At 68.1% G+C, this 25,312-nt stretch carries 22 protein-coding genes; 12 read left to right on the top strand and 10 right to left on the bottom strand.

Features of this window, described 5'->3' with window-relative positions:
• The first annotated feature begins 635 nt into the window (after positions 1-635).
• From B0293_RS30255 to B0293_RS30270, 4 genes are read left to right on the top strand one after another with little or no spacing between them, the layout of a single operon-like run.
• On the top strand, positions 636-1,958 hold the full coding sequence (locus B0293_RS30255) for a M20/M25/M40 family metallo-hydrolase (protein ID WP_005164792.1): 1,323 nt from the start codon (positions 636-638) through the stop codon (positions 1,956-1,958).
• The gene (locus tag B0293_RS30260) at positions 1,958-2,845 is read left to right on the top strand and encodes an alpha/beta fold hydrolase (protein ID WP_005164790.1); all 888 of its coding nucleotides are present in this window, start codon (positions 1,958-1,960) and stop codon (positions 2,843-2,845) included. The genes B0293_RS30255 and B0293_RS30260 overlap by 1 nt, the downstream gene beginning before the upstream one ends.
• A 31-nt stretch (positions 2,846-2,876) precedes the next feature.
• Positions 2,877-3,473 carry a winged helix-turn-helix domain-containing protein gene (locus tag B0293_RS30265; RefSeq protein ID WP_005164788.1) on the top strand — a complete coding sequence of 199 codons (597 nt, stop codon included), beginning with the start codon at positions 2,877-2,879 and terminating at the stop codon, positions 3,471-3,473.
• Between the two features lies 1 nt (position 3,474).
• Positions 3,475-4,218 carry an SRPBCC family protein gene (locus B0293_RS30270; protein WP_005164786.1) on the top strand — a complete coding sequence of 248 codons (744 nt, stop codon included), beginning with the start codon at positions 3,475-3,477 and terminating at the stop codon, positions 4,216-4,218.
• Here the strand turns inward: B0293_RS30270 and B0293_RS30275 are convergent.
• The 3 genes from B0293_RS30275 to B0293_RS30285 all read right to left on the bottom strand — a co-directional run bounded on the left by B0293_RS30275 (position 4,211) and on the right by B0293_RS30285 (position 6,520).
• Complete coding sequence (locus B0293_RS30275; protein WP_005164784.1) at positions 4,211-4,432, bottom strand: DUF5703 family protein; 222 nt, start codon at positions 4,430-4,432, stop codon at positions 4,211-4,213. The genes B0293_RS30270 and B0293_RS30275 overlap by 8 nt on opposite strands.
• A complete protein-coding gene (locus B0293_RS30280) occupies positions 4,429-5,442 on the bottom strand; it encodes a YncE family protein (protein WP_039919292.1) in 1,014 nt (337 codons plus the stop codon). The genes B0293_RS30275 and B0293_RS30280 overlap by 4 nt, the downstream gene beginning before the upstream one ends.
• Positions 5,443-5,554: 112 nt before the next feature.
• Positions 5,555-6,520, bottom strand: a complete 966-nt coding sequence (locus tag B0293_RS30285; RefSeq protein WP_005164779.1) for an aldo/keto reductase — start codon at positions 6,518-6,520, stop codon at positions 5,555-5,557.
• 136 nt (positions 6,521-6,656) lie between these two features.
• Between B0293_RS30285 and B0293_RS30290 the strand changes: the two genes are divergently transcribed.
• From B0293_RS30290 to B0293_RS30305, 4 genes are all read left to right on the top strand, one after another.
• Positions 6,657-7,703 carry an LLM class F420-dependent oxidoreductase gene (locus tag B0293_RS30290; RefSeq protein ID WP_005164777.1) on the top strand — a complete coding sequence of 349 codons (1,047 nt, stop codon included), beginning with the start codon at positions 6,657-6,659 and terminating at the stop codon, positions 7,701-7,703.
• Entirely contained in the window at positions 7,703-8,542 is an 840-nt protein-coding gene (locus tag B0293_RS30295; protein ID WP_005164773.1) for an undecaprenyl-diphosphate phosphatase, read from the top strand. Before B0293_RS30290 ends, B0293_RS30295 begins: the two co-directional genes overlap by 1 nt.
• A gap of 120 nt (positions 8,543-8,662) precedes the next feature.
• On the top strand, positions 8,663-9,373 hold the full coding sequence (locus tag B0293_RS30300) for a histidine phosphatase family protein (RefSeq protein ID WP_005164771.1): 711 nt from the start codon (positions 8,663-8,665) through the stop codon (positions 9,371-9,373).
• A 103-nt stretch (positions 9,374-9,476) separates the two neighbouring features.
• Entirely contained in the window at positions 9,477-11,519 is a 2,043-nt protein-coding gene (locus tag B0293_RS30305; protein ID WP_005164769.1) for a M3 family metallopeptidase, read from the top strand.
• Between the two features lie 56 nt (positions 11,520-11,575).
• On the opposite strand, the gene B0293_RS30310 is transcribed toward B0293_RS30305, so the two are convergent.
• Positions 11,576-12,799, bottom strand: coding sequence for an aminotransferase class V-fold PLP-dependent enzyme (locus tag B0293_RS30310; RefSeq protein ID WP_039919290.1), 1,224 nt, complete (start codon positions 12,797-12,799; stop codon positions 11,576-11,578).
• Between B0293_RS30310 and B0293_RS30315 the strand changes: the two genes are divergently transcribed.
• Positions 12,798-14,180, top strand: a complete 1,383-nt coding sequence (locus B0293_RS30315) for an aminotransferase-like domain-containing protein (protein ID WP_039919288.1) — start codon at positions 12,798-12,800, stop codon at positions 14,178-14,180. The two genes, B0293_RS30310 and B0293_RS30315, sit on opposite strands and share 2 nt — an antisense overlap.
• Before the next feature lie 18 nt (positions 14,181-14,198).
• Here B0293_RS30315 and B0293_RS30320 read toward each other — a convergent pair whose 3' ends face one another.
• Together B0293_RS30320 and B0293_RS30325 are read right to left on the bottom strand one after the other, a co-directional pair.
• Entirely contained in the window at positions 14,199-14,828 is a 630-nt protein-coding gene (locus tag B0293_RS30320; RefSeq protein WP_039919294.1) for a phosphatase PAP2 family protein, read from the bottom strand.
• A 5-nt stretch (positions 14,829-14,833) separates the two neighbouring features.
• Positions 14,834-16,633 (bottom strand): right-handed parallel beta-helix repeat-containing protein, encoded by a 1,800-nt coding sequence (locus B0293_RS30325; RefSeq protein WP_005164763.1) that lies wholly within the window; start codon positions 16,631-16,633, stop codon positions 14,834-14,836.
• A gap of 88 nt (positions 16,634-16,721) precedes the next feature.
• Here B0293_RS30325 and B0293_RS30330 point away from each other — a divergent pair, with 88 nt between their 5' ends.
• Positions 16,722-17,588, top strand: coding sequence for a TetR/AcrR family transcriptional regulator (locus B0293_RS30330; protein WP_005164762.1), 867 nt, complete (start codon positions 16,722-16,724; stop codon positions 17,586-17,588).
• Positions 17,589-17,643: 55 nt separating this feature from the next.
• On the opposite strand, the gene B0293_RS30335 is transcribed toward B0293_RS30330, so the two are convergent.
• Both B0293_RS30335 and B0293_RS30340 read right to left on the bottom strand, forming a co-directional pair.
• Positions 17,644-17,877 (bottom strand): DUF397 domain-containing protein, encoded by a 234-nt coding sequence (locus B0293_RS30335; protein ID WP_005164761.1) that lies wholly within the window; start codon positions 17,875-17,877, stop codon positions 17,644-17,646.
• Positions 17,867-18,736 carry a DUF5753 domain-containing protein gene (locus B0293_RS30340; protein WP_005164759.1) on the bottom strand — a complete coding sequence of 290 codons (870 nt, stop codon included), beginning with the start codon at positions 18,734-18,736 and terminating at the stop codon, positions 17,867-17,869. The genes B0293_RS30335 and B0293_RS30340 overlap by 11 nt, the downstream gene beginning before the upstream one ends.
• A gap of 303 nt (positions 18,737-19,039) precedes the next feature.
• On the opposite strand from B0293_RS30340, the gene B0293_RS30345 reads away from it, so the two are divergent.
• The gene (locus B0293_RS30345; protein WP_039919287.1) at positions 19,040-20,137 is read left to right on the top strand and encodes a ThiF family adenylyltransferase; all 1,098 of its coding nucleotides are present in this window, start codon (positions 19,040-19,042) and stop codon (positions 20,135-20,137) included.
• Positions 20,138-20,143: 6 nt separating this feature from the next.
• Here B0293_RS30345 and B0293_RS30350 read toward each other — a convergent pair whose 3' ends face one another.
• Positions 20,144-21,016, bottom strand: coding sequence for a helix-turn-helix domain-containing protein (locus B0293_RS30350; RefSeq protein WP_005164754.1), 873 nt, complete (start codon positions 21,014-21,016; stop codon positions 20,144-20,146).
• Between the two features lie 585 nt (positions 21,017-21,601).
• On the opposite strand from B0293_RS30350, the gene B0293_RS30355 reads away from it, so the two are divergent.
• Positions 21,602-22,735: an SWIM zinc finger family protein gene (locus tag B0293_RS30355; RefSeq protein WP_005164753.1), complete on the top strand. Its 1,134-nt coding sequence runs from the start codon at positions 21,602-21,604 to the stop codon at positions 22,733-22,735.
• On the opposite strand, the gene B0293_RS30360 is transcribed toward B0293_RS30355, so the two are convergent.
• Positions 22,718-25,165 carry a DUF6493 family protein gene (locus B0293_RS30360; protein ID WP_005164751.1) on the bottom strand — a complete coding sequence of 816 codons (2,448 nt, stop codon included), beginning with the start codon at positions 25,163-25,165 and terminating at the stop codon, positions 22,718-22,720. The two genes, B0293_RS30355 and B0293_RS30360, sit on opposite strands and share 18 nt — an antisense overlap.
• Between the last annotated feature and the right edge of the window lie 147 nt (positions 25,166-25,312).

Consider the following 25,312-nt stretch of genomic DNA (forward strand, 5'->3'; position numbering starts at 1 on the left):
CGCCGCCTCACCCTCCGCTACGAACGCAAAGCCGAACACTTCCTCGCATTCCTCACCCTCAGAGCCGCCCTCACCTGCCACAAGAAACTCCGAAAACTCACCACGTAAGACACGCTCTAAGTAACAATCGGCGATGATTCGTTGCTGTAGCCGTCGTGGCTGAAACGGTTACCCGATCCTCGTTCCGGTCGGGCTGACGGGTGGAACGCTGGGCCCTCTGTGGGCCGGGGGACGTTCAGCTCAGGACCGGTTCTAACCGGTCCTGACCAGCTCGAACGCAGGTGATGCTACCTGGGGACGCCGCACGGCCCCAGGTGTCAGGAGCGGCGACCGCCGCTCCCTTCGCGGGCTTAGCGAATCCAGTGCAGCCAGCTCATCGTCGGTGCGTCACTGACGACGCCACGGGCGGGGCCTAGCGGGCGTCACGTGTGGTTCACCGCGGCGCATCGACATCACGAGCGGGCCCGCTCCACGGGAACTCGGTCGATGCTGCCCGGGCCGGCCCGGATCGCTGGATGCGGCTCCGGCCGTGCGACAGCCCGCGGCACGGCCCCGCGCAGGGGAGTGGGTCTTCACACGTGTCCACGCGGCGATCGAGACGGGTCGGTGGGCGTCACCAATGGTAGGAATGCCTGGTGACCGAACCGAATCTGATCGAAGCCGCCGCCGACGAGGCAGTCACGCTCACCAGCGAACTGATCCGTATCGACACCACCAACACCGGTGATCCCGACACGCTGGTCGGTGAACGCGCCGCCGCCGAGTACGTCGCCGAGAAGCTCACCGACGCGGGCTACGAGATCACCTACGTCGAGTCCGGCGGCAAGAACCGCCACAACGTGATCGTCCGGCTGCCGGGCGCCGACCCGTCGCGGGGCGCGCTGCTGATCCACGGTCACCTCGACGCCGTCCCCGCCGATGCCTCGGAGTGGTCGGTCCACCCGTTCTCCGGCGCGATCCAGGACGACTACGTCTGGGGACGCGGCGCTGTCGACATGAAGGACATGTGCGGCATGGCGCTCGCGCTGGCCCGCCACTACAAGATCAACGACATCGTCCCGCCGCGTGACCTGGTCTTCGCGTTCCTCGCCGACGAAGAAGCGGGCGGCAAGTACGGCGCGCAGTGGCTGGTGGAGAACCGGCCGGAGCTGTTCGAGGGCGTCACCGAGGCGATCAGCGAGGTCGGCGGCTTCTCGATCACGCTGAAGGACAACGTCCGCGCGTACCTCATCGAGACGGCGGAAAAGGGCATCCGCTGGATGAAGCTGCGCGTGCGCGGCACGGCAGGCCACGGCTCGATGATCCACCGCGACAACGCCGTCACGAAGCTGTCCGAGGCCGTCGCCAGGCTCGGCAACCACCGCTTCCCGTTGGTCATGACCGACTCCGTCCGCGAGTTCCTGGACGGCGTCACCGAGATCACCGGCTGGGACTTCCCCGAGGACGACATCGAGGGTTCGGTCGCCAAGCTCGGCAACATCTCCCGGATGATCGGCGCGACCCTGCGCGACACGGCGAATCCGACGATGCTCACCGCGGGCTACAAGTCGAACGTCATCCCCTCGGTCGCGGAGGCTTCGGTCGACTGCCGGATCCTTCCCGGCCGTCTCGAAGCCTTCAACGCCGAGCTGGAGGAGATCCTCGGCCCGGACATCGAGAAGGAGTGGATGGAGCTCCCGCCGGTCGAGACGACCTTCGACGGTGCCCTCGTCGACGCGATGACCAACGCGGTCCTCGCCGAAGACCCGGGCGCCCGCACGCTCCCGTACATGCTCTCCGGTGGCACGGACGCGAAGTCGTTCCAGTCGCTCGGGATCCGCAACTTCGGGTTCGCCCCGTTGCAGCTGCCCGCGGACCTCGACTTCTCGGCGCTGTTCCACGGCGTCGACGAGCGCGTCCCGGTCGAGGCGCTGAAGTTCGGCGTGCGGGTTCTCGACCGCTTCCTCCGCTCGGCCTGATGCCCGGTCTGCTGGCCGCCGACGGGACACCCCTGCACTTCGAGCGCTGGGGTGATCCGTCGGCGCCGGTGACCGTCGTGCTCCTCCACGGATACGCCCTCGACAGGCGGAGCTGGCGCGCCATCGGGCCGGTGCTGGCCGAGGCCGCGGAGGAACCCCTCGCGGTACTGGCCTACGACCAGCGCGGGCACGGCGAATCCGGGGAGGTCCGGGCCGCGTCGGCGACCATGGGACATCTCGCCGACGACCTGGCCGAAGTGCTGGGGAAGGTGATCCCCGACGGCCAGGTCGTCCTGGTCGGACACGACATGGGCGGGCTCGCGATCCTGTCGCTCGCCCAGCGTCACCCGGACGTCTTCGCGGCGAGGGTGGCGGGAATCGGGCTGCTCGCCATGTCGGCGGGCGGCGTCACCCCGGACGCGATCTGGCCGAACGCGCTCGGGAAGCTCGGCCGGGACCTCGAAATGGTGTTCGGGACGAAGCTGATCGGCCTGGTCCGGGAGCACACGAGCAAGGCGGTGACCGCCGGGCTGCGGTGGTGGCTCTTCGGGGACGACCCGGTCCCCGGCGACGTCGAGCTGGCGGTGCGGATGATCCGCGGCAACTGGCCGCAGACGGTGTCCGCGTTCCGCCCAGCTCTGGACGCCTATACGCGGGAGTCGGCGTTGTCCCAGGTCGGCGCGGTGCCGGTGACGGCGATCGTGGGGGAGCGGGACAAGCTCGTGCCCACGGCGGACGTCGAGGAGCTGGCGGGCGCGGTGGAGAACGGGACGTCGGTCGTGCTGCCCGGTGTCGGGCACGTCGTCCCGCTGGAGGCGGCCCCGCAGGTGGTGCCCCGGCTGCTGGCCCTGGCGAACCGGGCTCGCCGACAAGACGGACGTTCTTGACAAGTTCTGTTTTCGGTGGCACCTTCGTGCCATGTTCTCCGTTGCGGTGATCGAGGACGCGGAAGCGGCCGAAGTCTCACTCGACCCGGTCCGGGCCCGGCTGCTGGCCGAACTGGCCGAACCGGCGTCGGCCACGATGCTCGCCGCACGAGTGGACCTGCCCAGACAGAAGGTGAACTACCACCTGCGCGCGCTGGAGAAGCACGGGCTCGTCGAACTCGTCGAGGAGCGGCGCAAGGGCAACGTCACCGAGCGGATGATGCGCGCGACGGCGGCCTCGTATGTCATCTCGCCGACGGCGCTTTCGGCCGTGCAACCCGATCCGGCCGAGTCCCCGGACCGCCTTTCCGCTCGCTGGCTGCTCGCGGTCGCGGGCAGGCTGGTGCGTGATGTCGGCTTGCTGATCACCGGATCCACCAAGGCGCGCAAGCGGGTCGCGACCTTCGCGATCGACGGCGAGGTGCGCTTCTCCTCCGCCGCGGACAGGGCCGCGTTCGCCGAGGAACTCACCGTCGCGATCACGAACCTGGTGAGCAAATACCACGATGAGGACGCCGAACAGGGTCGAGACCACAGGATCGTCGTCGCCGTCCACCCGAGCGTCAAAACCGAGCCCGAGGAGTGCTGAAGTGGGCCACGAATTCGAGATCTCTGACAGAGTCGAGGTCGACGCGACGCCGGAACAGGTCTGGGACGCCATCGCGACCGGGCCGGGCATCACGTCCTGGTTCATGGGGCGCAGCGAGGTCGAAGGCGGCGTCGGCGGCACTGTTAAGACCGCGTTCGGCGGCTACGAGCCCACGTCGGCGATCACGTCCTGGGACCCGCTGGAACGGCTCGTCTACGGCACGGAAACGGAACCGGACGGGAGATTCGTCGCCTACGAGTTCCTCATCGAGGCCCGTTCCGGCGGCAGCACCGTCCTGCGCACCGTGACGAGCGGCTTCCTGCCCGGCGACGACTGGGAAGACGAGTTCGAGGCGATGACCGCCGGCGGCGAACTGTTCCTGCGCACCTTGGTCGAGTACCTGAACCGTTTCGCCGGCCGGAAGGCGGTACCGGTGACGGTGTTCGGGCCGATGGTCGAGGATTGGGACCGCGCGTGGCTGACGCTGGGCCGGGAACTGGGGCTGGCCGGACGGCCGGGGACGGGGGACCGGGTCCGCCTGTCCACCAGTGGTGTGTCCACTGTGGACGGCGAGGTCTACTTCGCGAACGCGCAGACCGTCGGCATCCGGACCCCGGACGCGCTCCTGCGGTTCGTCCGCGGCTTCACCGGGCCGATGGTCGCGATGCATCACCTGTTCGGCGAGGTCGACCCGGCGGAACAGGACGGGCTCTGGGCCGACTGGCTCGGCCGCGTGTTCAGGTGATGATGCCGGGCAGGGGGGTGGTGGTGCGCTTGCGGCGCAACCACACCCTCCTGGTCCCGTCGGAGTAGAGCCGGACGGTCGAAAGCTCCCAGCCGGCGAACTCGGCGTGGATCGACAGCTGCGTCGCCGCCGCCCGCCGGGAAACACCGGGAGGCAGTTGCAGCCGCCGGTATTCCCAATCCCCTTCGACCACCGCCTCGTCCACAACTGTCATGGCGTGATCACCTGGATCCCTTCTCCGATGGCCGAGCCGACGACCACGCGGCCGCCTTGCTCGTCGACGGTGACCGAATCTGGCTGCCGCAAGGTGGGGAACCGGTGCTTCTCGATCGGCTCCCCGCCGCGGACGTCGAAGCCGACGACCTCGTTGCGTTCGGTGAGAGTGACCCAGGCGAGGCCACGGGTGCGGTCGTAGGCGATGCCGTATGCCCCGCCGGGGACGGGGTAGCGCTGGCGCAGCAGCAACGGCGTCGTGGAGAACGCCAGCAAGGCGCCCGCGCGCGCGTCGGTGACGAAGACGCGTCCGAGGTCGTCGGTCACGGCGTTGGCGGCGCCGTCACCGGCTCGCAGACCCTCACCGATCTTGCCTTCGTCGATGTCGACGGCGAACAACGCGGTGCGCAGCTTGTCGAGCACGACGACGCCGTCACCGGTGTTCAGCACGTCGTCGGCGCTGTAGATCTGGCCGGTGATGGTCTTGGGTCCCGCGTTCTTGGACAGCACCTCGACGACCTTGCGGTCCCGGACCGACACCAGCGTCGCGTCGCCGTCGGCGAGACCGGCCGACGGCTGCCCCGCGACCGGGACCGTCTCCAGCGCGCCGCCGGGCAGGGAGACCTTCGCCAGGAGGCTCTTGCCGGGCACGCTGGCGAGCACCTGGGAACCCGAGACCGTGAGCCGCTCCGCCGGACCGGGCAGGGCCACGGTCGTCTTCGGGGCGTCCAGGGCCGCGAGGTCGTAGATGCGCAGGGAAGGCGGCTCCGAGACGGCGACGACGAGCGTCTTGCTCGCCTCGTCCGTCACCAGCGCCTTCACCCCGGGCGCGGCGAACACCGAACCCGCCGGCTTGACCGCGGCCGCGGGGGAGACCGCCGCGGTCACCGCGACGGGGTTCTGCACGATCTGCAAGGTGTCGTTCGGGGTGTCGTCCGAGCTACAGGACGAGAGCACCAGGACACCGGCGAGCGGGATCGCGATCCGGGAAACGGCGGACAGCCGACCCACCTTGGTGCCTCCACCTGCTACTCGTCGAACGGACTTGTCCAGCATCCTCCAGTAACCCCACCGCGTCACGTCTGTGTCACCCAACAGTCACCTAATCCAGTATTCGAGAGGCTCAGAGGCCGCGTTCCGGGTACCCGACCTCGATCGCGCTGACGTCGTCGAGCGCCGAGCGGATGGCGGGCGGGAGCGTGATCTCCTCGGCCGTGAGCGAACCGGTCAGCTGACCTGTGTCACGGGCTCCGACCACGGGCGCGACCACACCGGGCCGGTCGCGGACCCAGGCCAGCGCGACCGCCAGCGGCGAGGTACCGAGGCCGTCGGCGGCCGTCGCGACCGCCTGCACGATCCGGGCCGCGCGATCGGTCCGGTGATGTTCGACATAGCCCGCGAAAACACTCGAAGCGCCGCGCGAATCGGCGGGGGTCCCGGAGCGGTACTTGCCGGTGAGCACACCCCGGCCGAGTGGCGCCCAGGGGAGGAGGCCGATGCCGTGATGCTCCGCGGCCGGGACGACCTCGCGATCGACGCCGCGCTCCAGCAGTGAGTACTCGACCTGCGTCGAGACCAGCGGAGCGACGGCGGAACTGCGGGCGGCGGCCGTCGCCAGCTGCCAGCCGGAGTAGTTGGAGACGCCGACGTAGCGGGTCTTCCCGCTGGTCACGGCGTAGTCGAGGGCGGCGAGGGTCTCGTCGACCGGCACGGTGGTGTCCCAGGCGTGCAGCTGCCAGAGGTCGATGTGATCCGTCCCGAGCCGGCGGAGCGAACCTTCGAGCGCGCTCAGCAGCGCACCGCGCGAGGCCCCGCCGCCGAACGGGCCGTCGGTGCGGCGGGCGACGGCCTTGGTGGCGAGCACGATGTCGTCCCGGGGGACGAGGTCGCCGAGCAGCCCGCCGAGGACGCGTTCGCTCTCGCCTTCGCCGTAGATGTCGGCGGTGTCGACCAGGGTGCCCCCGGCGTCGACGAACGCGACCAGCTGGCTGGCCGCCTCCTCCGAGTCGGTGTCGCCACCCCACGTCATGGTCCCGAGGGCCATCCGCGAGACCCGCAGTCCCGACCGGCCGAGCTGTCGCTTTTCCACGACGGGCGAGCCTAGCCGGAAGGCAAGTGCGGAACGCGGAGCAGGTGAGCGTGTCGTGATCGAGTACCACCGGGCGGGTCATCGGCTGTCAACACCCTGAACGGAGGAGTGACACTCCGATGGATACATTCACGCCGTGCGACTCGGACTGAACTTGGGCTATTGGGGCGCGGGAAACGACGCGGCCAACCTGGCATTGGCGAAGAAGGCGGACGAACTGGACTACGCGGTCGTCTGGGCCGCGGAGGCGTACGGCTCGGACGCGCCGACAGTGCTGTCCTGGATGGCGGCGCAGACGTCACGGATCGACATCGGCAGCGCGGTGCTCCAGATCCCGGCGCGGACACCGGCGATGACCGCGATGACCGCCGCGACCCTGGACACGCTGTCCGGCGGCCGGTTCCGGCTCGGCCTCGGCGTCTCCGGTCCGCAGGTCTCCGAGGGCTGGCACGGGGTGAAGTTCGCGTCGCCGCTCGGCCGCACGCGTGAATACGTCGAGATCGTCCGCAAGGCGCTGAGCCGCGACCGGGTCAGGTACGAGGGCGAGCACTTCCAGCTGCCCCTGCCCGGTGGGCCCGGCAAGGCGCTGACCCTGACCGTGCACCCGGTTCGCGAAGAGATCCCCGTGTACCTGGCCGCCATCGGCCCGAAGAACCTCGAACTGACCGGTGAGATCGCGAACGGCTGGCTGCCGGTGTTCTTCTCGCCCGAGCACGCCGGTGAGCAGCTGAAGCTGATCCAGGCGGGGGCGGCCAAGGCCGAGCGTTCCCTCGACGACTTCGACGTCGTCCCCACCGTCCCGCTCGTGGTCGGTGACGACTGGAAGGCCTGCGCCGACGCGGTCCGCGGGTACGCGGCGCTGTACATCGGCGGGATGGGCAGCCGGGAGAAGAACTTCTACAACCAGCTCGCCTGCCGGATGGGCTTCGAGCGCGAGGCGGCCGAGGTCCAGCAGAAGTACCTGGGCAAGGACTACGAGGGCGCCATGGCGGCCGTCCCGCTGGAGTTCATCGACGCGACGTCGCTGCTGGGCCCCAAGGAACGGATCGCCGAGCGGATGCAGGCCTTCTCCGAGGCGGGCGCCACGACGCTGACCGTCGCCCCCGCGATGCCCGACCCGGAGAGCTCCGCACACGCTCTCGAGGTCGCGGCCGAGGCGATCGAACTGGCCGGTGTCGCCTGATGGGATGGTTCGAAGCACTGGTCCTGGGCCTGGTCCAGGGCCTGACCGAGTTCCTGCCGATCTCCTCCAGCGCGCACCTGCGGATCACCGCCGCGCTCGCCGGCTGGGACGACCCGGGCGCCGCGTTCACCGCGGTCACCCAGATCGGCACCGAACTCGCGGTCATCCTGTACTTCTCGACCAAGATCGGGAAGATCCTCCGCGCCTGGTTCTTCTCGATCTACAAGAAGGACTGGCGCCACGACCCCGACGCCCGGCTGGGCTGGCTGATCATCGTCGGCTCGCTGCCGATCGTGGTGCTGGGCCTGCTGCTCCAGGACGCCATCGACGAGACCTTCCGTGACCTGCGGATCACCGCGACCACGCTGATCGTGTTCGGCCTGATCCTGCTGGTGGCCGACCGCATCGGGAAGCAGCAGCGCACGCTGGACCACCTGACCGTGCCGCACGGTCTCGGGTTCGGTTTCGCGCAGGCGCTGGCGCTGATCCCGGGCGTCTCCCGGTCGGGTGGCACCACCAGCGCCGGGCTGCTGCTCGGGTACACCCGCGCGGAGGCGGCGGAGTACTCGTTCCTGCTGGCGCTGCCGGCGGTGTTCGGCTCGGGCCTGTACAAGCTGACCGACATCGGCAAGGACGGCGCCCCGGCGCAGTGGGGGCCGACGATCCTGGCGACGCTGGTCGCGTTCGGTGTCGGGTACGCCGTCATCGCCTGGCTGATGTCCTACATCAAGACCAAGAGCTTCGTGCCGTTCGTGATCTACCGGCTCGTGCTCGGTGTCCTGCTGTTCGTGCTGATCTTCACCGGTGTCCTCGACCCCGGCGCCGGCCCGCACCTGTAGACCCCTCGCATTTGGACCTCTCGCGTTTCGTCCTCTGAATGCGGTACTTGCACGCGCAACCACCGCATTCAGAGGACGAAACGCGGGAGCGGGCAAAGCACGACACGTAGGGTGGGCCACGTGAGTACTGTGATCCTTCTGCGCCACGGCAAGTCCACGGCGAACGGTTCGGGCGTCCTCGCCGGGCGCACGCCCAAGGTCGGCCTGGACGAAACCGGTCAGGCGCAGGCGGCCGCGCTCGTCGAGCGGCTGGCGCCGATCCCGCTCGCCGAGCTGGTCGTGTCGCCGATGCTCCGCTGCCGCCAGACGGTCGCGAAACTGGCCGAAGCACGCGGCCTGGACAGGGTCAAAGAGCCCGGTTTGTCCGAAGTGGACTACGGCGACTGGACCGGTCGCGCGCTCAAGGATCTGGTCAAGGAACCCCTCTGGCGGGTCGTGCAGGCGCATCCCTCGGCCGCGGTCTTCCCCGGCGGAGAAGGGCTCGCCGAGATGCAGGCCCGGTCGGTCGCGGCCGTCCGCGCGCACGACGCCCGGATCACCGCGAAGCACGGCGAGAACGCGGTCTGGCTCCTGTGCAGCCACGGCGACGTGATCAAGTCGATCCTCGCCGACGCGCTCGGCCAGCATCTCGACTCGTTCCAGCGGATCGTGGTCGATCCGGCGTCGGTTTCGGTCGTCCGCTACACCGAGACTCGTCCGTTCGTGTTGCGAGTCAACGACAACGGCGGCGACCTGGCCGGAATCGCCCCACCCGAACCGAAGGCGAAAGCCAAGCGAGGCAAGGGAAAGCAGAGCTCCGACGCGGTCGTGGGCGGTACCACCGGAGCGTGACCATCGCCGTCGGTGGCATCACCGCCACGGACGGCATCCAGCGGCCCCTCACTGCCCGTAAGGTGGCCAGAACAGCAGATTCGACGACCCGGGAGCAACACCGATGATTTCGCAGGACAACCCGTTCGCCGCGCCGAGTGAGCTGCCCTACGCCCTTCCGCCGTTCGACCGGATCGCCGATGAGCATTTCCTTCCCGCCTTCGAAGCGGGTCTGGCCGAGCACACCGCCGAGATCGAGGAGATCGCCGGTTCTGCCGAGCCGCCGACCTTCGAGAACACCATCGTCGCGCTCGAGAAGTCCGGCAGGCTGCTGTCCCGCGTCTCCAGCGTGTTCGTCAACCTCGCCGGATCGAACGCGAACGACGAGATCCAGCGCGTGCAGGCCGAGATGGCGCCGCGGCTGGCCGCGCACGCCGACGCCATCAACCTGAACCCGGCGTTGTTCGCCCGGATCAACAGCCTGTTCGAGCGCAAGGACGAACTCGGCCTCGACATCGAGTCGCTCCGTCTCCTGGAACGTCACCACACCGACGTCCGTCGCGCCGGAGCCGGCCTCCCGGAAGCCGACCAGAAGCGCCTGCGCGAGCTGAACGAGCAGCTTTCGACCCTGTCGACCCGCTTCCAGCAGAACCTGCTGAAGGACACCAACGAACTCGCCGTGGTCGTCGACGACGTCGCGGAACTCGCGGGACTGAGCGAGGACGAAATCGCCACGGCCGCCGAAACCGCGGGGGAGAAGGGCAAGTACGTCCTCAAGCTGACCCTGCCGACAGCGCAGGCCGCGCTGGCCTCGTTGGAGGACCGCGCACTGCGCGAGCGCATCTTCACCGCGTCGGTTTCGCGGGGCAACCGGGGCAACGAGTCCGACAACAACGACATCGTCGCCCGGATGGTCCGGCTGCGGGCCGAGCGGGCCGCCGTGCTCGGTTTCCCCGACCACGCCTCGTACGTCATCGAGGACGAGACCGCCAAGACCGCGCAAGCCGCGGTGGGACTGCTGGAACGCCTCGCGCCGGTCGCGGCCGCCAACGCCAAGGCGGAAGCCGAGGAATTGCAGCGCTACCTCGAAGCCGACATCCCGGGCGCGGTCCTGCGGCCGTGGGACTGGTCGTTCTACGCCGAACGCGTCCGCAAGGACCGGTTCGAGGTCGACACCGCGGCGCTGCGCCCGTACTTCGAGCTGAACCGGGTGCTGACCGACGGCGTCTTCTTCGCCGCGTCCAAGCTGTACGGCCTGAGCTTCACCGAGCGGGAAGACCTGCCGAAGTACCACCCCGAGGTCCGGATCTTCGAGGTCTTCGACGCCGACGGCACGGAACTCGGCCTGTTCCTGCTCGACTACTACACCCGTGACTCGAAGCGCGGCGGCGCCTGGATGAACAACTTCGTCGACCAGACGAAACTCCTGGGCACCAAGACGGTCGTGGTGAACGTGCTCAACGTCGCCAGGCCGCCGGCGGGGGAGCCGACCCTGCTGACCTTCGACGAGGTCGTCACCGCCTTCCACGAGTTCGGGCACGCCCTGCACTCGCTGCTTTCCGACGTCGAATACCCGATGTTCTCCGGCACCAACGTCCCGCGTGACTTCGTCGAGTACCCCTCGCAGGTCAACGAGATGTGGATGCTCTGGCCCGAGGTGCTGGCCAACTACGCCAAGCACCACGTGACCGGTGAGCCGCTGCCGCAGGAGCAGGTCGACAAGCTCCTCGCGTCGCAGCAGTACGGCGAGGGCTTCTCGACGACCGAGTACCTCGCGGCGTCCCTGCTCGACCAGGCGTGGCACGGGCTCGGTACCGAGGACAAGGTCGACGACGTCCAGCGGTTCGAGGCCGAGGCGCTGACCAAGGCCGGAGTCGCGCTGGAAGCCGTACCGCCGCGTTACCGCACCACCTACTTCGCGCACATCTTCAGCGGCGGCTACAGCGCCGGGTACTACTCCTACATCTGGAGCGAGGTCCTCGACGCCGACACCGTCCAGTGGTTCCGCGAGAACGGCGGACTCAGCAGGGAGAACGGCGATCACTTCCGCCGGGAACTGCTCGGACGCGGTGGCAGCATCGACCCGATGGCCGCCTTCCGCGCGTTCCGCGGTCGCGACCCGGAGATCGAGCCGCTGCTCAAGCGCCGCGGTCTCGCCGGGGCCTGACCTTCTGACGGTTCTCCCTGCCCGGACACCCCCAGTGCCCAGGCAGGGGAACCGCGTCAGGCGGCGAGTCCGGCGACGGCCTCGACCACGTCGTCCACTTCTCGCTCGGTGTTGTAGTAGTGCGGGCTCAGCCGCAGGCACCAGTCGACGTCCTTGTCGCCGAAGTCGAACTGCGCGAACTCCCGGTAGCTGAGCGCCGAGTTGATCCGCCGATCGTCCATCGCCTTCTTGAACGGGACGGCTTCCCAGCCTTTGATCGAGAACGTCACCAACGCGCCCAGCTTCGGACCCCGGTCGAGCACCTCGACGCCGGGCAGCGCGGCGAGCCCGTCACGCAACCTCGATGCGAGCGCGGGCGTCCGTCGTGAGATCGCCTCCAGGCCGACCTCGCGGGCATACCGCGCCGCCCGCGCACAGCCGAGCACCGTGGCGTACGGGAATTCCCATTCTTCGAACCGGACGGCCGATTCCGCGGGGTCGTAGGCTCCCGGCGCGGACCAGCGAGCGCCGTGCATGTCGATGAACAGCGGCTCGTGGCCGTCCGCGAGGAAGCGATCGGAAACGAACAGGAATCCCGAACCGCGAGGACCGCGGAGGAACTTGCGGCACGTCGAGGTGAGGAGATCGGCGCCGATCTCCTCGACGTCGACGGGGTATTGACCGACCGATTGGCAGGCGTCGACCAGGTACAGCAGACCGAGGTCCCGGCAGTGCCGCCCGATCTCGGCGACCGGCTGGACCAGTCCCGAGTTGGTCGGGATGTGCGTGGCCGCGACCAGCTTCGGCTTCTTGCCGCGCATCAACGCCGCCATGGCTTCGACGTCGACACCGCCTTCCGGGATGTCCGGTGCGTGCACCACCTCGACGCCGAACCGTTTCCGCAGCGAGAGGAACGCGATCTGGTTGGAGATGAAGTCGTTGCGGGTGGTGAGGACGACGTCGCCGGGTTCGAACCGGATCGAGGACAGCGCGGTGGAGTAGGCGTGGGTGGCGCTGGCCGCGAAGGCGATGTTGCGCGGTCGCGCGTTGATCAAGGCGGCGATCTCACGATAGAAGCCGGCGACCTCGTCGGCTCGTGCGGCGGCGGCCTCGTAACCACCGATCTCGGCTTCGAGGTTCAGGTGGTCGAGCATCGTCTTCAGGACCGGTTTCGCCAGGAGTCCGCAGCCCGCGTTGTTGAAGTGGACGACCTTCTCGCTGCCGGGGGTATCGGCCCGCAGCGCCGGAATGTCCAGTAGTGATTCCGTGCGGATTCCAGTAGCACTATCATGTTCCTTCATGTCCGACAGTAGCACTTCCACTCTCGCGGTCCAGTTGCGTTCTCTGGTTCGCGCGGCGGCCCCAGGGGATCGGTTGCCCAGTAGCCGTGAACTGATCGAGCGCTACCGGGTCGGTCCGGTGACGGTCTCGCGCGCGATCGCCCTGCTGGCCGCGGAAGGTACTGTCGTGACCCGCCCCGGCAGCGGGACGTACGTCGCGACGAAACCGAGAACGGCGGGAGAACCGCTCGACACGGCGTGGCAGACCGTCGCGCTGACCGATCGCAGCGTCGACACCCGGTCCCTCACCGGAACCTCGGGGCCGCCACCGGACGGCGCGATCCTGCTCGACGGCGGGTATCCGCATCGATCGCTGCAGGCGTCCCGGTTCTTGAGCGCGGCACTCGCGCGGGCCGGTCGGCGTCCGGACGCCTGGGATCGGGCGCCCGTCACCGGCCTGGCCGCGCTGAGGTCGGTGTTCGCGGGACCGGCCGGTGCTTCGCCGGACGACGTCCTGATCACCGCCGGCGGGCAGAGCGGGCTGTCGATGGCTTTCCGGGCCATCGCGGCGCCCGGAAGCCCGGTGCTCGTCGAATCGCCGACCTATCCGGGAGCGCTCGCCGCGGCACGAGCGGCGGGCCTGCGCCCGGTGCCGGTCCCGATCGACGACGACGGCGTCCGCCCGGACCTGCTCGCCGAGGCGTTCGCGATGACCGGCGCCCGGCTCTTCTACTGCCAGCCCACTTTCCACAATCCGACCGGGACCGTGCTGGCGGCCGAGCGGCGAACGCAGGTGCTGGAGGTGGCGCGGGCGGCGGGCGCGTTCGTCCTGGAGGACGACTTCGCCCGCCACCTGTCGCACGGGACCACGACACCGCGTCCGCTGATCGCCGACGATCGAGACGGCACCGTCGTCCACCTGACCTCGGTGACCAAGGCCGCCGCGCCGAGTCTCCGGATCGGAGCGCTGATCGCGCGGGGACCGGTCCTCGACCGGATGAAGGCGATCCGGCAGGTCGACGACTTCTTCGTCTCCCGCCCGCTGCAGGAAGCGGCCCTCGAACTGCTCAGCGCACCGTCCTGGGAACGCCACGTTCGGAAACTGGGCACGGAACTACGGGAACGGTGCGCGAAAGCGGCCGCGGCGCTGGCAGGGGAGTGTCCTGAATGGACTGTCGCGCGTCTCCCTTCCGGAGGACTGCACCTGTGGGTGCGGCTACCGGTGGGGAGTGACGCGAACGCCCTCGCCCGTGCCGCGAGGCAGCGAGGAGTCGTGGTCGGGGCGGGGGAGCGGTTCTTCGCCACCGAGCCCGCCGGGCCGTTTCTGAGGTTGAGCTTCGCGGCCGCCGCCGACGTCGCCGAACTCGCCGAAGGCATCCGGCGACTCGGGAAAAATGTATAACGACCTATTCGGCTCGGGTCAGGCCAAAATCGTTTCGAGAGCCAGATAAACACCACCGCCGAGGACGACACCGGCGGCCGTCCCCACGGCGACTTCCGCCCTGGTGTGATCGCCGAGTTCGACGCGGGACCAGCAGACCCAGCCGACGCCGAGGAAGACCAGCGCGAGCCACGGGCCGTAGACCCGGATCAGCATCACGGCCGCGCCGGCCGCCACCATCGCGTGCATCGAGATCTTGAACTTCCACCCGAAGGTGATCGCGAGCGCGGCGACCAGGCAGACCAGTTCGGCCGCCGCGAGCGCGATCATCTCGTGCGGAGCGCCTCCGGCGAGCAGAAGGACGAATCCTGCGGCCAGAGAGCCGATGCAGACCGCGAACGGGACGAGCCGTCCGGTGCGATCGGTGACATGGTGGCTGTCCCACTTGCCCTTCTTCGCGCCCCGCACGATCACCGCCATCGGGATCAGCGAGCCGGTGACCCCGACGATGAGACCCCAGAGCAGGGTCTCGCCGACGTGGTGTCCGGTGACCTTCCAGGCGACGACCAACGGCAGGCCGAGCACCCAGACCCACGGCGCTAGCACCTCGGTCGCGATCCGCGCGAGACGTCGGCGGGTCGCGGGCGCTTCCGTGGGCTGGGTCGGCATGGTGATCATCGTTCCAGACGGCGCCGTCCTGCCCGCGCGAGGATGTCGGCACCCGCCGGATCGGCCCGGATCGTCGCTTCGAAGGTCTCCTTGGGGAGCAAGGTGTTCGCGGCCACGGTCACCGACTTGGGCGGATCGTCGTAGCCGTCGGGCCGGACGTCCCAGAAGTTGCCCACGAAGGCGACGTTCTCCAGCGGCGGGCCCACCTGGAGCACGATCGGGGTGTCGGCGCGGTGGACGATGTTGCCGAGGACGGTGACCCATGCGGCGCCGTAGTCGGCGTAGAGCCCGAAGTTGTACGAGGTGAGGACGTCGCGGATGACGTTGCCGCGGACCATCGCCCCGCCGGCGAACGATGAGCCCTGCGGTGCCGAAAGGTAGATCCCGCCACCGTCCATCAGCTTCCCCATGCTGCGTTCGACGAGGTTCGAGATCACCTGGGTGCCCTTGGCGCGCTCGCCGCCGGTGATCACGACGCCGTTGTGCGGGACGTCGTGGATCTCGTTGTGGGCCACGGTCGTCTCTTCGGACTCGACCACGAGGACGGCGGGCGAGCCGCGGAACTCGGTGCCGATGTGGTGGACGAGGTTGTCCTCGAGTGAGACGCGGGTGCCGCCGTGGACGGCGACCCCGCTGCCCGAGATCTCGTCGAAGACGCATCCCCGGACCTCGATGTCGGTCCCGTTCTCGATCAGCAAGCCTCCCGCGCCGAGGCGGGTGAAGTGGTTGTCCGCCAACGCGACGCGGCTGCCCGCGGTGAAGCTGACGTTGGCGGGCAACTGAACAGGCTCCGCAGGGACATGGACGTAGCCGACATCCGCGCCGAGGTCGATCTTCTGGAAGTCTCCGCGTTCGTGGCGGGCGTTGCCGTGATAGTGCAGGTAACCGCCGGTGCGGGTGGGGCCCGTCCAGGCCGAGTCGGCGAAGGTGAAGCCGCGCAGCACGAGGTCGTGCACGCCCTGTCCGCTGACCAGCGTTTCGAGTACCGGGGCGACGACCGTGGTCTTGCCGATCTCCTCGCCGGGGCGCGGGCGGTAGTGCAGGACGTGCTCGCCAGACTCGCCGCGGCTGACGGCGAAAGTGCCCGGCTCGGTCAGGAAGGCCACGTTGTTTTCGAGCACGGAAGGTGCGGCCAGGCCGTCCCAGGTCCCGTCCCCGCCGGCGCCGTACCACTTCGAGTCGTAGAGCGATCTGGCGTTGTCGAAGGCGGGCTGGGCCATCGTGATGGTGGTCGAGGAGGCGTCGCCGGAAATCGACGCGACCGCGATCCGGGCTTCGGACCAGGGGTATACGCCGGGGTCCACGAACTCCAGTCCGGACGGGTCCGGCCAGGACTGGGGTTCCACGCTGTCCGTGACGTAACCCGTATCTGTTTTCGTCACACTGCTCGGTAGCCCGGCGCCGCTGGCCGCTCGCGTCGCCGGGCGACCCTCGACGGTGAGCCGTCGCGGTGCCAGGTCGCCGATCGGCGCCGTCCAGACATCGTCGCCTCCCGCTGACCAGCCGGTGATCTCGCGGCCGCCGCTCAGTTCGACCTTCGCCTGTTCCGGTGTTCCATAGCCGTCCGGCTGATAGATCACGCGGTGGCCGTTCATGCCGGAATCGCCCTGTAGATCGTCGAAAGCGAGAGGTTGTGCGAGGTGGTGGACGCCGGCGGTGAAGGTGACGACGATGTCGCCGGTCATCCCGGCGGTCACGGCGCGGACGGCTTCTTGGGCCGCCTTCGGGGTGGCGAATGGCCGATCGGCGGTCCCGGGCCAGTCGTCCCGGCCGTCGGTGGATACGAAGAACCTGATTTCGGGCATGGCGAAGCGCTCCTGCGACGAGGTTTATGGGATATACTGAGGTTTATTACCTAAACACGAGTGAGCGACAAGCGTCAAGGGAGTGCTGGTGACGGAGGACGACTCGCAGCCGGATCCGGAGTGTGCGATCGAGCTGCTCTGGGGAGCGCCCGAGCCGGATCGGCCCGGGCTGAGCCTCGGCCGCGTCGTGGCGGCGGCGATCGAGGTCGCGGACGCCGAAGGGCTGGCCGCGTTGTCGATGCGCAAGGTCGCGGAACGGTTCGGCACCACCACCATGTCGCTGTACCGGTACGTTCCCGGCAAAGCGGAACTGGTGGAACTCATGCGCGACGCCGTGCACGGCGAGTTCCCGATGGAGCCCTCGGTGGAACTCGGCTGGCGGGCGGGTCTCGAACGCTGGGCGCGACGGACGTGGGAGATGCACCGGCGGCACCCGTGGCTGGTCCACAGCGCCGGAACCCGCCGCCTTCCGGGGCCGAACATCATGGCCGGTTACGACCACGCGCTGGACGTGGCTTCGCGGAGCGGCCTGGCGCCGTCCCAGGTGATCGCGGTGGTGAACCTGGTGGGTGGATTCGTCGAGTCGGTCGCGCGTCAGGCGGGGGACGCCGCGGAACTCCAGCGGAGCACGGGTGTGTCCCATGAGCGCTGGTGGAGTGAACGAGAATCCTTGTTCGAGCGTCTCGACCGCTATCCGGCCCTGGAAGGGTTGTGGAAGAGCGGGGGAATGGACGCCCCGCTGGATCCCTTCGAATTCGGGCTGGATCGCACTCTCGACGGAGTGCGGATGCTCATCGAAGCTCAGGGGGGTGAGGTAATGCGTGATGAAAAAGAGGGAGGTGAGTGTGCGATCTGCGGCAAGTCTCTGGACGGGGGAGGACGGGGCAGGCCGCGGGACTATTGCTCGCGGGCCTGTCAGCAACGTGCCTATCGCCGACGTCAGGCTCAAGCCTGAACTCGCACTCGCGGCGGTGGTCCGTTCCGGGCAGCCGGAACGGACCACGCGCGCATCAGGTGAGCAGGTGGTCGAATTCGCCGTTCTTCGCGCCGAGGACGAAGGCTCGGATCTCGTGTGGTTCGAAAACGAGGACCGGGCTGTTGTCGCCGAGCTTCGAGTCCCTCACGCCCACGTAACCGGTCACGGAGTCGTTGACCTCGACGCAGCCGTTCGCGCCGGCGCTGTAGCTCGACTTCCACCAGCCTGAAAGGCCGAGCAGGGTGGGACGGGTGGTGTCACTGTTCATTGAGTTCCCTTGCCAAGTTCTGTAGGAAGTTCCGTGTCCGCCCGGGGTGATCCGCTTGCGCTTGAAGGCGTTCGAACGTGTTGCGGAATCGGCGCAGATCCTCTTTGTCTTCGTAGTACAGGCCTTCGCGCCGATTTTCGACGTACACGGTTCCGGGGTCGCCGCCGAATTCGGGCGGGTAGTCCAATAGAATGAACACGCCGTCCGAGGCGCCATGGGCGCCCGCGGTGAAAGGGAGCACCTGGATATCGATGTTCGATCGTTCGGACAAATCCATCAGGTGCTGCAGTTGGTCATGCATCACTGCCGGTCCGCCAACCTGACGGCGGAGGACGCTCTCGTCCAGGATCGACCATATCTGCGGCGCGTCCCCAGGGCGATCGAGTATTTCTTGTCGCGCCATCCGCAGGTCGACCATGGTTTCGAGTTCGGCCTTGTTGTCCCAGCGGCGGCCTTCTCGCATGATGGCGAGAGCATAGTCGCGAGTCTGGAACAGGCCAGGTAGTACGACGAGGTCCACGCTGCTTATCCGGGCGGCCCCGGTTTCCAGGCCGAGGTACAGATTGAACCAGTCAAAAACCCCGTCGTCGAATTTGATCCACCAGTCGCGCCCGCGTTTCGCGCGTTTGATCAGGTCGAGGAAACGTGGTGCCCTTTCGGGCACTCCGTAAAAATCGAGCAGGATTTCCAGGTCGGCGGGCGCCGGCAGATTTCGCGAGGTTTCGATATGCGCGATGACCGTCGTCGCCTTGCCGATGCGCTCGGCCGCGGCGGCCCGGTCGTAGCCCGCCGCTTCCCGGAGGCGCTTCATCTCGAGTGCGATCCAGCGCTTGATGGCGGTGGGGGTCAGTGTGCCCACGAAGTCACCACCTCCTCACAGTTGTGTCACGGAGGGTGACCCCAGGATCACCCGCTTGGCCCCATGGAAGCATGTAGACGTTCCTAATGTATCGCTCTACATTTGAGACGTCTACAACAGCACTCTCTACATTGTAGAGGTTCCGTCGGTAAGCGGGTCGGCGGGTCCGACTCGTTCTCGGCGAGGTCGGGGGAGAGGGGGTGGCCGGTGATGATCTTGATAGAGATCGTGATGGTGGAGCGTACTGACGCGATTCGCCACGTTTACTGCGCAGACAACGGTTGACCTTGGGAGGGGTTCGGCGTGCGTCCACGAATCAAAGATGAGCACAGTCCGGTTCGGTTCGGTGACGGCTGGATCCGGATCGGCGGGGAGGTGTTCGGCATCGCCGCGGAGTTGAGGGACTCCGACGGTGTGGTGTGGGCGTTACTGGACCTTCTCGACGGAACGCGAACAGTGGGTCAGGTCGCCACCGACCTGGCTGATCGGTTCCCGGCCTCGTGTCCCGACGATGTCGCCGTGGCCATCGAGACGCTGGCCGAGCTCGGGTACGTCGAGAACGCCGATGAGCCGACGTGTACCGCGCTGACCGCGCGACAACGCGAGCGTCACTCGAGAAGCCGGTCGCTCTACCGGTGGATCGATCTGACGCGAAGAGACTCGAGCTGGGATTTCCAGGTTCTGTTGGCTCGGGCGCGGGTGGTGCTGGTCGGGGTGGGCGGCGTCGGTTGCACGGCCGCCCTGAGCCTCGTCATGTCGGGGGTGGGACGGCTGCACTGCGTCGAACCGGACGTGGTCGAACTGTCCAACCTGGGCCGCCAGATCCTCTATGCCGAGCAGCATCTGGGTCTGCCGAAGGTCGACGCGGCGGTCGAGAGGTTGCGAGAAGCCAACTCGGATGTCGAAGTCACCGGAGAGTCGACGCGGATCGGGGATGTGGCGTCGCTGCGGAGGTTGGCCGCCGACTGCGATGTCCTGATCATGACCGCCGATCACCCGCCGGAGATCCGGACCTGGACGAATCAGGCGTGTACGTCGACAGGCACGCCTTGGGTGTACGGGGGATACCACGGTCCGCAGGTCAACCTGGGGATCTATCGGCCGGGCGCGGGGCCTTGCTACGAATGCGCCCGCCTCGCCGAACAGGATCGCGACGCCGCGCGGCCGCCGCTGGCGACCTGGCGGCCCGCCGCGACCATTCCCGCGCACGCGGCCAATGCGGTGACGGCCGGTGTCGCGGGCAATCTGGTGGCGCACGCGGTGATGCGCCTGATCACGAACGCGCCGAAGCTCGCGCTGAACTGTCAGTACGGCTTCAGCCTCGCCACCATGGACCACAGCTTCGTCACGAGCCTGGACGAGCCGCATGCGGAATGCCGGACGTGCCGGGCCGCCGGATGATCGTGGTCAGGTGTCGGAAGCCAGCTGCCGCGAGACGTCCTGGATCAGCCGGGCCGCTGAGGCGCCGGATACGGCTTCCGCTCGCAGGAGGCTGAACATGTGCTCGTAAAGGGCGATCTCCTCCGGATCCCTGATCAGCTGCTCACCTGCGAACAGTTCGACCACGACGAGGTCATCGTCGTGGATGCTGAATCCGTGCAGCGGAGCGATCGGTATGACGTGATCGAAGGGCAAGATGCGCAGGTCGACCGTGCGCAGGCCGGCCAGAGTGTGAAGCCTGTCCAGCTGACCGAGCTGGGTTTCGAGATCGCCGATCCGAGTCCACAGGGCGGCTTCGCCGATCACCAGCGGAAAAGCCTTGTTCGGATCGTGCAGCACCGCCTGGCGTTCGATCCGGACGGCCACCATCTGCTCGATATCGGCCTCGGAGGCGCCGCCGGTACGTCCCGGGCCGGAGGGGAGTGCGAGCAGCTTTCGCATGAAGCCCGGCGTCTGCACCAGTCCTGGAACCAGTGCCGGCTGAAAGCTGGCGACGCGGGAGGCCTGTCGCTCCAGTCGGAGTATCGATCGCTGTTTGGCGGCCGCCCCGCCCGGCTTCTCGAATTCCTGCCGGGACGACACCGACTCCACACGAGCGCGCTTGAGCAACTCGGTGACCGCGTCCTCTTCGCCGACAGCGTCCGCCGCGGTGAGCCAGTTGGTGATGTCCTCGCCGGTCGGGAACTGCGCTGCGGTCTCTATTTTGGACACCCGCGATTGTGGCCAGCCCAAGGTCTTGGCGAACTGGTTGCCGGACAGCCCGGTGGTGGCCCGGATCTCGCGGAGTTTCGCGGCGAGCCGTGCGCGGTCGGAGCTGGGGTGGGGTGGCGACGTGGGCATGGTCTTCTTTCGCAGGGGGTCGAGGCTGCTGCTCGGTGCGTGATCATGCTACTCCGGCTCAGCACTAAAGAGTGAATAGTACACGAATAGACGCATCAGAGGTGCATAGGTGGCGAATAACATCGAAGGGGCCAAGGCAGGTTGAAGAGCGGGGAGACCGATGTTCGCCAACTGGATCCAAATCGCCGAACTCGCGTTGCTGCCACTGGGCTTGGTGGTCGGCTACGCGGGGGGACGAATCTGCCGCCGAGAAGAGCGGACCTCTTTCGGTGGGGGAGTCACGATCACTCATCCAGGTTTGGTTTCGGAGTACCAGGACCCTGCCCCGGACGTGGGCGCCACTTGGGGGTCGGCCAGATAGCCGGAACCCAGGGGAGGGAAGTGCGCCGTGCGCGTCGAACCTCCGGGTGGGGGAGGGCGGCGGCAGGTCCCGAAGTCAAGTTCGGGACCTGCCGCCGACAGGGGTGCTTTGCCGATCGAGAAATGTATAACGACCTATACATCCTGGCGATAAACAAGATCAACTTTCAAGACCAAAGAACAGAATTAGCAAAGAGTGTCGGGGGATCTGGCTAGGGTTGCCCGGTGATCACCGAGATCTTGCTCGAGCCGGTTGAGGAGAACGTCGGGACGCCGGTGCTCTTCGAGGGTTTCCTCGATCCTGGAGCACAGGCCGCCCAGGCGCTGCTCGTGCTGGGGAAGGTCGCCCGTACTCGGTTCTGGATGCCGCCGTCGATGGTGAATCGGCTCATCGCCGAGTCCGATCCGGTGTTCACCGCGGACCGGACGACGCTGCGCGCGGAGGCCTTCTCGCCGTGTTGCGGGGTTTACGCCAGGCTCGATCTCCTGGACATGCCAACCGCCGGCGAGGGTTGCACGAACGTGGACCTGTCCGAGGCGACGCGAACCGTCCTCGCCGGGGTCGTGGCGCAGGACCCGTTGCACCTGACCGTTCGCGGTGAGGGAATCCACCTGCGCACGCTCGACGGGCAGAACGACGAGTCCCGGGTGCCGCTGCCGGATCGCTGGGTGGCGGGCTTCGCCGAGGTCGCCGCTGTCACCGCGGGCGCGGTCGAGAAAACGGAACTGGGCAAGCTCGAAGCACGGACGTTCCTGCGGCGACTACCCACTACCGTCGGCAGGTCGTGGGCGGTGCCGTCGGGTAGTGGGCTCCGGCTGACCTCGCGGTCGGGTCCGGACTCGATCCCGGCGTCCGGACTGCACCGGCTACGGGTGGTCGAGCCGCTTATCAGGTTCACTCAAGGGCTCACCGTCTACACGCGACCGGACAGCGAGGTCGCGAGCTGGGTGCTCCAGCTGGAGCGGGCGCGGCTCGTCGTGACACTGTCCCCGGAGGCGTCGCGGGGCTTCTCCGGTGAGGGTGGTTGGCTGAACGCCTTGGCAGCAGGGCTCGACGCGCCGGAACTCGTCGCGGGTCGAGCCGGTCATGACGTCGTCGACGGCACCTGGTTCCCGCGAGAGTTGCCGAGCGGGAGTGCTCCGGCGAATGGCAGGCTGGCGAAAGCGCGCGAGCTCGTGGCGGCCGGAGCCGTCCGGTCGTTGCCCGACGGCGGCTACGAGATCACCCGTGCTGGGTCGGTGCAGCGAGTGCGGTTGTCCCCGGCGGGGTGCACCTGTGCTTGGTGGGCCAAGCATCAGGAGTCCCGGGGACCGTGTTCGCACGTACTGGCGGCCCGGATGTCAGCGGCTGAGGCGTGAAGCCGCCTTCGCTGCCTTCGAACTGCCCTTGAAGCCCGCCAGCCAGGCCTTCGTTTCGGCGCTGATCGTGCCCGCTCCGCGGTCCACCAGATCCGCGGCGAGTTCCAGCAGTGCGAAGACGCCGCGATGGGCGGGTTCCAGCTTCGGCAGCAGGGTGTCCAATGTGGACAAGATGGCGATTGGGTGTTCGTTCGCGATGACCGCAAGCCGGGGAGCCAGTCTCGTGGGAATGATCTCGCCGCCGAGCACTCCCAGCGCCTCACCGAGTGCGCGAGGGCCGATCATCCGCTGGTCCAGCAGGGTCAGTACGGCGTCGGTGCCCAGCTGGGCCGCGGTGGGGCGCTTCAGGACGAGCGTGGTGGCGAGGAGCATCGTTCCGGTGTGACCGGGGATCGAAGGACTGTCCAGGAACGGTGGCAGTGCGGCTTTCTCGACGGGATAGCCGACTTCGATGTCGTTGAAGAACAGGTTCCCGGCGACGCGGGCTTCGAGGTAGTCGCGGTCGTAGGGCGAGGAGACCGCTTCGTGGCAGTCGGTGAAGCCGAGCCACTGGGGATCCGGATCGTCGAAAAGCACACCCAGCCACGGGGCTTTCGGGGAGACGACCTCCGGGGTTTCGTCGATGTCCAGCGAGATCAGGCCGTACTTGTTGAGGCCGACCTTGGCCGTCCAGGTGAACGGCGGTCCGGGTTCGCCGCGTAGCGCGGCGGCCGGGTCGGTGGACTCGGGGTGCCGGGCGCGGGCGGCGGCGAGGGCGGTCCAGCCGGTGTCGTCGATGGCCGGTCCGCCGAGGGCGTAGCGGATGGTGTCGGCGTGGGGGCCGGTGAGTTCCGTGGCGAGTGAGAGGGCTTCGGTCCGGGTGTCCGGGGCGAGCCGGAGCAGTGCGTCGGCGACGTCGTCCTCGGGTGCTTCCGGGTGTTCGAGCATGCGGGTGACGAAGACGACCGGGTCGAGCCAGCCGCCTTGGTGGGTGGCGGCGGAGACGGGCCGGGCGGTGCCTTCCAGCAGGGCGGTGACCCGGTGGTGCAGCGGTCGGCGCCAGCCGTCGACCTGTGGCGGGTGGGTGATGTCGCGGCCGCTGAGGCCGAGGATGAGGGTGGCGACCAGATGGGGAACGGCCGCGGGGTACTTCTCGCCGGTGATCTTGGTGGCACGTTTGACCAGTGGTTTGAGGGCGTCCTTGAGGTCGTCGGTGACGCGGTGGGCGCCGTCGAGGACGGCCAGCAGGAGGTCGGCCTGGTCGGGGTCGGCGAGCAGGGAGGACAAGGCTTCCGCGATCGCGGCCGGGGTGTCCGGGATGTCGAGCGGGATGGTCAGCATCGTGCGCTGTTCCCACGGTGGTCGGACGGGTTCCGGGTACTCGGCGACGTCGACGGCCGTTGGTGCGTCCGGGGTGATGCCGAGCCGGGCGGTGGCGAGCGCGCGGACGTCGGAGGCTTCGTGGGTGAGGGCCGCTTCGAAGACTTCGTTGGCGAGGTCGGTGAGTTCGGGGCGCCGGTCGGTGATGCGGGTGGTGAGTTTGAGTGCGAGTTTGGCGGTGGCGGCGCCGCGTCCGGCCGCTGCGGCGGGGAGGTGCTGGAGGGCGACTTCGTCGTCGAGGTTGCCTTGTTTGTCCACTAGGGACAGTGCTTTGACGGCGAAGGAGACGGTGCGGGGGAGCCCGCTTCCGCAGAGCCGGGCGTAGTGGGATTGGGAGGCCGCGCGCTCGTCCGGTGTGGGTGCGAGCGTTTCGTGGAGGGCTGCGTACCACTGGGCGCGGAAGGCGGCGAAGTCGCGGGCGAGGATGTCGAGGGTGAGGTCGAGCAGTCTGGTGCGGTCGACTTCGCCGGTCGTGGTGAGTTCGAGCAGCGCGGTGGACCATTTGTCTTCGTTGCGGACGTACTTGTCGAAGGCGGCGAAGCTGGCGTCGCCGTTGCCTTCGGTCTCGAGGAGTTCCCAGAGTTCGGTGAGGGCTTCGGGTTCGGTGCGGAGCCGTTCGGCCAGGGGTTTTTCGCCGAAGCGTCCGGCCCAGCGGAACCAGCCGGCGTGGTACTCGGGGGTGCGGATGGGGTCGAGGTCGCCGTCGAGGATCATGCGGCGGATCGCTTCCCAGGCGGTTTGGTGGCCGATCATGCGGAGGGCGATGGTCTTGCGTTCGGTGAGCGACCGGTCTTGCAGGACGCGTTCGAGGATCGTGGGCGAGGCGATCCAGAGCCTGCGGAGCAGAGGGTCGCTTGCCGGGAGGACGGCCCAGAGGGCTGTCGCGGCCTGCTGGCCTTTGAGCGGGTTTCGGGCGCCGTAGGTGTTGGGTTCGATCTCGACGAACTCGCTGCTGTCCTTGAACACGGCCATGAGTTCGGGGATGAGGGCTTTTCGCTCGGCTCGGGGGAGTTCGAGGGTCCGGGTGAGGACTTCCGAGGGTTGGCCGGTGAGGAGCGCGTCGAGGTGCACGGGTCCATTGTGTACCGCAGGTGGGTGAGCGCCGGTGCCGAGTGGGTCGTGAGTGGCGATTCGGGTCCTATAGAGCGATAGGGCGAAGGTGTCCTGTCAGGTGCCAAGTCCGTGAGGGGGACTTTCCAAGCGTTGCGAAAGCCACTT

Origin of the sequence: Amycolatopsis azurea DSM 43854 (assembly GCF_001995215.1) — a bacterium.
Lineage (GTDB): Bacteria > Actinomycetota > Actinomycetes > Mycobacteriales > Pseudonocardiaceae > Amycolatopsis > Amycolatopsis azurea.